The organism is Fibrobacter sp. (assembly GCF_045131395.1).
Lineage (GTDB): Bacteria > Fibrobacterota > Fibrobacteria > Fibrobacterales > Fibrobacteraceae > Fibrobacter.
Genome location: NZ_JBGUQY010000008.1, coordinates 139,332 through 147,964, shown reverse-complemented (window position 1 = coordinate 147,964; position 8,633 = coordinate 139,332). Strand labels below are relative to the sequence as shown.

General features: G+C 51.4%; 7 protein-coding genes and 2 tRNA genes. 3 read left to right on the top strand and 6 right to left on the bottom strand.

Annotation, left to right across the window (positions count from 1 at the left end):
- The first annotated feature begins 164 nt into the window (after positions 1 to 164).
- Both ACJMNB_RS04985 and ACJMNB_RS04980 read left to right on the top strand, forming a co-directional pair.
- Complete coding sequence (locus tag ACJMNB_RS04985) at positions 165 to 1,730, top strand: peptide chain release factor 3 (RefSeq protein ID WP_405339592.1); 1,566 nt, start codon at positions 165 to 167, stop codon at positions 1,728 to 1,730.
- Positions 1,731 to 1,799: 69 nt separating this feature from the next.
- A complete protein-coding gene (locus ACJMNB_RS04980) occupies positions 1,800 to 2,933 on the top strand; it encodes an RICIN domain-containing protein (RefSeq protein ID WP_405339590.1) in 1,134 nt (377 codons plus the stop codon).
- Between the two features lie 150 nt (positions 2,934 to 3,083).
- Here ACJMNB_RS04980 and ACJMNB_RS04975 read toward each other — a convergent pair.
- The 6 genes from ACJMNB_RS04975 to ACJMNB_RS04950 form a co-directional block, all read right to left on the bottom strand.
- Positions 3,084 to 3,159, bottom strand: a tRNA-Asp gene (locus ACJMNB_RS04975).
- A gap of 23 nt (positions 3,160 to 3,182) precedes the next feature.
- Positions 3,183 to 3,257, bottom strand: a tRNA-Val gene (locus ACJMNB_RS04970).
- An 8-nt stretch (positions 3,258 to 3,265) separates the two neighbouring features.
- Complete coding sequence (locus ACJMNB_RS04965; protein WP_173353242.1) at positions 3,266 to 3,454, bottom strand: hypothetical protein; 189 nt, start codon at positions 3,452 to 3,454, stop codon at positions 3,266 to 3,268.
- A gap of 90 nt (positions 3,455 to 3,544) precedes the next feature.
- Complete coding sequence (locus tag ACJMNB_RS04960; protein WP_405339588.1) at positions 3,545 to 5,830, bottom strand: HD family phosphohydrolase; 2,286 nt, start codon at positions 5,828 to 5,830, stop codon at positions 3,545 to 3,547.
- A gap of 55 nt (positions 5,831 to 5,885) precedes the next feature.
- Entirely contained in the window at positions 5,886 to 6,731 is an 846-nt protein-coding gene (locus tag ACJMNB_RS04955; protein WP_405339586.1) for a PhoH family protein, read from the bottom strand.
- Positions 6,732 to 6,854: 123 nt separating this feature from the next.
- Positions 6,855 to 7,142 (bottom strand): hypothetical protein, encoded by a 288-nt coding sequence (locus tag ACJMNB_RS04950; protein WP_405339584.1) that lies wholly within the window; start codon positions 7,140 to 7,142, stop codon positions 6,855 to 6,857.
- 111 nt (positions 7,143 to 7,253) lie between these two features.
- On the opposite strand from ACJMNB_RS04950, the gene ACJMNB_RS04945 reads away from it, so the two are divergent.
- Complete coding sequence (locus ACJMNB_RS04945; protein ID WP_405339582.1) at positions 7,254 to 8,615, top strand: aminopeptidase P family protein; 1,362 nt, start codon at positions 7,254 to 7,256, stop codon at positions 8,613 to 8,615.
- The last annotated feature ends 18 nt before the right edge of the window (positions 8,616 to 8,633 follow it).

Genomic DNA, 8,633 nt, shown 5'->3' with positions numbered 1-8,633 from the left:
TAGAGCAGCTGACTCTTAATCAGCGGGTCGCAGGTTCGACCCCTGCATCATCCACTAAAAACCGTCTCACCCCGAGGCGGTTTTTTTGTGCATTTATCTCGTTCCTCGTCTTTTGTCTTTCGTCTAAAAAATCTATATTTGCCGCCGTAAAAAACGGATTAATCATGAACGCAGAAATCGAAAAACGCCGCACCTTTGCCATTGTCAGCCACCCTGACGCAGGTAAGACCACCATCACCGAAAAGTTCCTGTGGTACGGAAACGTTATCCGCGAGGCGGGTCACGTTCGCGCCAAGGCCAACCGTAGCTATACGGTGAGTGACTGGATGAAGATTGAACAGCAGCGTGGTATTTCGGTTTCCAGTTCTGTGCTGAATTTCCCCTTCGAAGGTTGCATGTTCAACCTGGTGGATACCCCGGGGCACCAGGACTTCTGCGAAGACACCTACCGCGCCCTGACAGCCGTTGACGCCGCCCTCGTGCTTATCGATAGCGTGAACGGTGTGGAAAAGCAGACCATCAAGCTCATGGATGTGTGCCGCATGCGTCATACGCCCATCATCACGTTCATCAACAAGATGGACTTGGATGGCCGCCATGTGCTGGATTTGCTCGACGAAATTGAAAGCATCTTGAAAATCAAGGTGGCTCCCTTTACGCTCCCCATTGGCGTGGGTAAGCTCTTCAAGGGAGTGTATTCCATCGCCGAAAATACCTTCCATACTTTTAATAAAGAAGAAGGCCATCAGGAAATCATCCAGATGGAAGGCCCGGACGATCCGCGTCTGGTTGAAATGTGTGGCGAAAACTGGGTCGCCCAGTTCAAGGAAGAATATGAAATGGTCACTGGTGCCATGGACCCCTTCGACCACGAAAAGTTCCTGAAGGGGGAGATGTGCCCCGTGTTCTTCGGTTCTGCCGTGAATAACTTCGGTGTGCGTCAGCTGCTGAACGCTTTTGCAAAGCTTGCGCCCCCTCCGATGGTCCGCGAAACCGACAAGCGCCCGGTTGCTCCTGATGAAGAAGCCTTCAGTGCCTTCGTGTTCAAGATTCAGGCAAACATGGACCCCAAGCACCGCGACCGTACGGCATTCCTGCGCATTTGCTCGGGCAGCTTTACCCGTGGCGAAAAGGTTTTCCACGTGCGCACCGGCCGCGAAATCCGCCTGGCTGCACCGACCGCTTTCCTCGCAAAGGACAAGGAAGTCATCGATCACGCCTGGGCTGGTGATATCGTGGGTATCAACGACCCGGGTCTCTTCCGCATCGGCGATACCTTGACCGACGGCGAAAAGGTGAACTTCACTGGCATTCCTGACTTTGCTCCGGAACATTTTGCCCGCGTGACTTTGTTGAATCCGCTCAAGAGCAAGCAGATGGCCAAGGGCCTTGCCGAACTTAGCGAAGAAGGTGCAACGCAGTTGTATGAACCCCTCAAGTCCGCTATCCCCGTGATTGGCGTGGTGGGTGAGTTGCAGTTCGACGTGCTCAAGTTCCGCCTGCAGAGCGAATACGGTGCCGACGTGTCTCTGGACCGTGTGCCTGCTCACGGCATTCGCTGGGTGTCTGGCCCCGAAAAGGATGTGGCCAAGTTCGCTGAGGAATACGCCATGGACTGCATGATGGACAAGGAACGTAACCTCGTGTGCCTGTTCCCGAACGAATACCGTTTGAATCTCGCCATCAAGAACTACGAAAACCTGAAGTTTGCTGAAACTTCTCAGGGCTAGTTCAAAATTTTACTTGCGTAAGCTCCAATCTGATTATAGATTTATTCTGGTGATTGGATTGGAGTTGATATGAATTTTGGGCGAATCCCGCGTTCGATTTTTAGTGTGGCTTTGGTGGCATTCTTCACCCAGAGCGCCTTTGCTACCGTTGAATATACACTACACAAATCCAGCAATCCGACTGAAGACGAGTTGGATGCCTACCAGCGCATTACGACGGTGATGGATTCGGCAGTCTACCTTTATAACAAGTACACGAACCTTTCCAAGTACATCAACGTGTATTACGCACCAGGTGTTCCTACCGCAGAGGCTAGCAGCAACGGAGATCTCCGTTTTGGCAAGGAACGCAGCTACATGTTCGTGGGTACAGCCATGCACGAAATGGCGCATACCATGGGCATGGGTACGACGGATGCTTATCGCTCCATGTTCAAGGACGGAGTGTTCCAAGGTGAAAAGGCCCAGGCGGTCTTGAAGGAAATCGACGGTCCTGATGCCGTGCTTAAGGGCGATAACCAGCACTTTTGGCCCTATGGCTTGAACTATGCCAGCGAAGTCAAGAGCGAGCAAGACCTGATCAATCACGCTAAAATCGTCTATGCGATGTACCAGGATATCTTTAAGGAAGCGTTCTATAAAGAGGGGAGAATCAAGTCCCTCGGCGATACCAAGGATTGCATGGGAATTACCTCTTCCAATGCTTTGGAACTGATGAATTGTTCGGACCCGGCGACCTTCGTGAAGATTTTCTCTGTAGGCGACAATCCGGTTACGTATTACATTCAGTTGGGCAATCGCGTAATCGACATTCCTAACGAATCGACGGCGGCAGGTGTGAAGGCTTCGACCTATGGCTATAATGGCGGAGCCCACCAGAGGTACGTATTTGAAGGTGCGCCGGTCAATACGCCGAATGCATTCTATCTCAAGAATTACAAGAGCGGACATTATCTGCAGTCGGTGGGGAGTACCGTAGTGCAGAATCCGAAACAGAATGATGATTCCTTCATCTGGCAGATTCAGGAAGCTTCAAAAGACGATACCTCGTCTACGGATACTTCTACGACTGATATAGCAGCCAAGCGTATGGTTCGCACGCAGCAGCTCCGCCTGCCTACAAGAACCTTCGACCTTATGGGTCGCCAAGTCCGCAAACAGCCACTAAGCCGTGGCCGCGGGATGGTGTTGTTCGGGAAGTAAAAACGAAAAAGCCTCTCTTTCGAGAGGTGGAATGTTGTTTGCTGAGCTTCGCTCAACAAACGAAAAAGCCCTTCAAATGAAGGGCGAAATGTTGTTTGCCATACTTCGCATGGCAAACGAAAAAGCCTCTCTTTCGAGAGGCTTTTTTCGCGGGATAGACGAGGCTTGAACTCGCAACCTCCGGCGTGACAGGCCGGTGCTCTAACCAAAATTGAGCTACCACCCCAAATCGTTTCCGATTTTCGGTAGTGGGCGATAACGGATTCGAACCGCTGACATTCTGCTTGTAAGGCAGACGCTCTGAACCAACTGAGCTAATCGCCCGAAAGGGATTACTTGTCCTGCTTTTTGCCCTTCCAGAGGATTCCAACCGGAATCACAACCAGGTAGGCGGCAACCAAGATAAGCGGTGCAACCGTGAGAGAAACCGGATTGTCTGCAGGGCCAGTAGCGAGGCAGATGAAACCGATCACGAGGAGCAACACACCGAGAGCAATCAGAATGATATTCTTTTTATCCATCAGGTATTTCCTCGTCTCAAGATTACGAAGCCAAATATACAAAGTTTACGGCGCTTGTCAACCGATTTTGGGCTAAAATCGCACTTTTTTTTACTTTTGTCCAGGGTACTTAACGCGGGTGTGGTAAGTTCCGTCCAAACTATCCAGGAATGCCCGTTCGAGCTTAAACAGTTCCCTAATAGACAGGTTACATTCGTTGAACTGGCCTTCGGTAAAGCGGCTTTCAATGGTCTTGTGAATCATCGCTGCCAAGGCTTCGGGGCTTGTATCCGTCATGGAGCGGCTCGTGGCTTCAATGATGTCTGCAAGCATCAGGATGGCCGTTTCCTTGCTCTGCGGCTTGGGGCCCTTGTAGCTGTAATCTTCGACCTTGATTTCTTCGCCGGTTTCCTTGGCGTTTTCAAGAGCCTTGTGGTAGAAGTACTGGATAATCGAAGAACCATGGTGTTCGCGAATACCGGCAGCCACCAGCGACGGAATGTTGTATTCGTTGGCAAGGGCCGTTCCCTGTTCCACGTGTCCTGTAATAATCTTCACGGACTGCAGCGGATCGATGTTGTTATGGGGGTTGATCCCTTGCTTCTGGTTCTCGGTAAAGTACTCGGGACGCATGGTCTTGCCGATATCGTGGTAGAGGGCCATTACGCGCACCAGCAGAGAGTTGGCTCCGATGCTTTCGGCTACGTGTTCGGCCAGGTTCGAAACCTGGATACTGTGGTGGAAGGTTCCCGGAGCGTATTCCGAAATACGCTTCAGAGCCGGGCGGTTAAAGTCCGACATTTCCATCAAGGTCAGCACCGTGGTAATACCGAAGATGCGTTCCATCAAGTGAATGAGAGCCACAGAAGTCAAAGCGTAGCAAAGCACGATGTTTGCACCGGCGGCAATCAAGTTCTGGTAGAAAGCTTCGAAAGAAAGTCTGTTGCGCAACAGGAACATGACGCTAATGGCAGCGGCCATGGCCACGACACCCACGATAATACCCCAAACAAACTGCACTCTGTAACGCATGCGGGCGATGGGGGCGGTCGCAGCAAAAGTCACGGCAATGGCGCAAGTCATGGCGGCCAAGTCGTAGCCGTTCAAGATACCAAAAATCATGGACGAGAACACGGCGAAAGCAATGCCGATGCGACGGTCGTAAAGCACCGTTGCCGTAATGGGAGCAAATGCGAAGGGATAAATCCACATGAAGTCCAGGTTCTCGGGAATTATGGAAATATTGATGCTATTGATGCTTCCGGACAGGTGGTGAATTCCCCAGAAGGCAATAATCTGCAACAGGGCAAGAGCAATCAGGCTCCACAGCTGACGGGCGTTGCGGAACATTCCCCTAGAGGGAGAATAGAACAGGAACATGAAGAAGAAGGTGACAATGAGCACCATAATAAGAGCATTACCGTAGATGGCGGTAAAGGTCTTGGAATTTTCTTCTTTCTGCTGGGCGCGCTGCAAGGCGTCAATCTTTTCAAGGATTTCCTTGGTAATGGGAGCGCCCTGGGCCACGATTTCCATGCCGCGAGGCACCATGCCCTTAATGAGGGTCACCTTGTTGCGGGCTTCTTCGCGGCTAGCTACCGTTTCTTTTTCCAGGTAGAATACGTTAGGCATCATGAACACGAACAAGGTTTCGTAGAAGGCACTCAAGAGACCCTGTTCGTTGGGGAAACTCATCTGGAGCTGGGCGAAGGCTTCGTCGATGCGGCGGCGGAGCGGCTGAATCGTACTGGCTTCTACAGTGGTCTTTTCGTTGTCCTTGATTAAAGTGATGTTCGGCTTGGAATAGACGATGTACTTGAAATCTTGCAGGTTATAGTTATCGCGGTAGAGCTGGGCTGCCGTTTCGGTGCTAGCGATAAAGGTGTTGGATACGCCGGCCTGGAGCATGCGGTTAAATACGTTAAGGAGCGAGTCGCGGGCCTTGGAGTTCAAGCTCAGGGGCTTGATAGCCGAAGTCGAAATACGCTGCTTCAAAACTTCGTAGATGCGGGAGGCCTGTACCACCTTGGATTGCAGGGTGGAATCGCTCTCGCCATTTGCCGTCAGCTGGTTAATCTGAATCTGCAAGGAACCGTACTGGGCGAGCTTGTGCAGGAACGACTTGAGGTCTTCAGAAACGCGGGTCGTTTCGTCACTGTTGTAACCGAAGATGGCGTTCACCTTTTCGGCGGCACGGGTCTTTTCGGCTTCGATTTCCTGTTCCGACTTGGGAACTTCGAAGTTGATGGGGGCCACGATAGTGCGCGTACTGACCTGGCCCAAGTGGGGGCGTTCGGACTGGAGCGCAATATTCTTATCGGGGAACAGGAAGATTGCCGCAGCAGCGACAAGCAGCCAACCGATAATAAAATGGATTCGCATCTTTTTCTTTTTCATTTCTACACTTCTTCAAATATGGATTGCTTCGTCACGTTCGTTTCTCGCAATGACGTTACTTTTCACGTTCATATGCGTTCAGTATGTCCTTTACCAGCGGGTGGCGGAGCACGTCGGTGGTGGTAAATTCCACCTGGGCAATTCCGTGAATTCCCTTCAGGAGTTTCATGGCGTGCATCAGTCCCGACTTCTGGCCCTTGCCCAAGTCCACCTGGGTGGCATCCCCTGTAATAATAGCTTTGCTATGGAGCCCGAGGCGGGTAAGGAACATTTTCATCTGTTCCGGCGTGGTGTTCTGGGCTTCGTCCAGAATGATAAAGGCCCGCTTGAGAGTACGTCCGCGCATGTAGGCCAGGGGAGCCACTTCAATGGCACCGGCCTCTTCGTATTTGCGGAGTTTTTCGGCAGGCAAAAGCTCCGACAGGCTGTCGTGGATGGGGCGCAAGTACGGGGCGATTTTTTCTTTTAAGTCACCGGGCAGGTAGCCCAGGGATTCTCCGGCTTCGACGGCCGGGCGGACCAGACAAATGCGTTCCGCCTCATGGCGTTCCAAGCTAGATACCGCGAGCGTCACCGCCAAAAAGGTCTTGCCGGTTCCGGCAGGGCCTTTCGCGAAGATGATGTCGTTGTGTTCGACTGCCCGTACCAGTTCGGCCTGGGCCTTTGTCTTGGCGAATACAGAAACTCCCATGCGGTTTCTGAAAATGGGCGTAGTGGGAATTGCCCCATTAGGGTCATTTTGAGAAACTTCGGTGGGATCCAGCATCCGTTCCAGCTCGGTGGCGCTAAGAACTTTGCCGTGTCGGGCCGCCATTTTCAGCTGGTCCAATACAGCAAACACACCCGTAGTATCGCTGTTTTCGTTTGCGATAATCCTAAGCCCCGGAAGCCTTGTCTGCATTTCAACACAAAAACGGCTCTCCAATAAGCGGAAAACCGTTTCGTTCTCGCCTGAAATCGTTCGTTTCAGGTCGTCCGATAAAGAATAGCGTAATTCGTTCATCGAGAACGTGTCAGCTATAAATTATTCCTCGGAAGCAGGAGCTGTAGAGATACCGAGCTTGTTCTTAGCTTCGAAGATTTCCTTGCGGAGCTTGTGGTTTTCTTCGGTAATGGCAACAGCTTCGTCTTCGGTCTTTTTCAACTTGTTTTCGTCGATTTTTTCCTTAGGAGCGGATCTCTGGGCGGACGGAGAATCACTATCGTCGCCATAATCTTCGTCGCTAGAACCACCGGAAGAGCCGGCGCAAGCGGTGAACAGTGCTACAGTCGATGCTGCAAGGATCAATTTCCAATTTTTAAAAAGAGACATTTAATCAGGCTCCATTCTAGTCTGTGATGCCTCAAATGTATATAATTTAAAGCAAAAGGGGTGCGAAAAAGGTAAATTTATACCGAAATTTTACCTATTTAGAGGCAAAAAATGCGTTCAAAGTCGAATTTTAATCCCTATTCCCAGGTTTTTATCTCTTCGCCCCTCTACGATTCTAAGACTTTATACAAAAAACGCCGTAAGGCCATGCTCAAGGAACTGGATTCCTTTTGCCTGTTTGCAGGCATTCCCATGGAACCGGGGAGCGAAGAAGCTTATGTGCAGACTTGGAACAAGATGGTTCAGGAACCGGCTTTCATGTTCTTGACGGGTATCAACCAGCCGGGCTGCTACCTGCTGCTGGATCCCAGAACCAATGAAGAAATCCTGTTTGTGCCGCCCAAGGACCCCTTCAAGGAATTTTGGAACGGCAAGCGCCTTGGCTATTTAGAAGGCGACAACGAAGTGGCCCGCATTACGGGAATCAAGGATGTTCGCCCGGTGGACGAACTCATGGATACGGTGGCCGCCCGCGCGAAAAAGCTCCCGAAGGGTAGCGCAGTGTATGCCTACTATTTTGAAAAGTTCAAGGAAGACCACAACGACCGGTTCAGGCACCAGTTGCTTAAAACCCTCAAGGGTACCGGCGTTAGCCTCAAGAGTGCTGCAGCCTTGCACTGGAAGCTCCGACTCCCGCTGGAGCCTGAACGCATCAAGGATGCTGAGGTGGCGCAGGCGGTAACGAATCAGGCCTTCCGCACGGTGCTTTCGGAAATGAAGAATTTCAAGAACGAGCGCGATTTGGGCCTGAAGCTGGATTACGAAATGCAGCGCGAAAGCGACGGCGACTTGGCCTTCCCGACGATTGTGGCGGGCGGTGCGAACGCTTGCTGTTTGCATTACGTGAAAAAGGACGAACCCCTAAAGGCGGGGGAGCTGGTGCTCCTGGATTTTGGCATTCGCATTGGTAGCCTGCATAGCGATCTTTCCCGCACCATTCCTGTGTCAGGCAAGTTTAGCCCGCTTCAAAAGTTGCTTTACCAGATTGTGCTGGATGCTGGCTACGAATACCAGAAGGCTGTGCGCCCGGGCGTGTCGCTTAAGGAAATCGGGACGATTCCTTGGGACTTCATTATGCAGGAACTTGAAACCCGCTTGGTCAAGGGTGCCAAGGGTTCATACAAATTATTGTACGACAAGCGCCCCCACGGAGTCAGCCATTTTATCGGCGAACAGATTCACGAAGGCGAACCGGGAACTCGCTCCTTGGATACGGTCCTCAGGCCGGGAATGCTCATTTCTTGCGAACCGGGTCTTTACGGCGAATTCAAGGCGACCATTGGCGGCAAGACCTACTGCGAAAAGATCGGTATCCGCATCGAAGACGACCTCTTGATTACCAAGGACGGATTTAGGAATATTTCCAAGGATATTCCGAAATCGGTTGAAGATTTGGAAAGATTGATAAAGTAGGCTTGTTGCTAAAAGCTT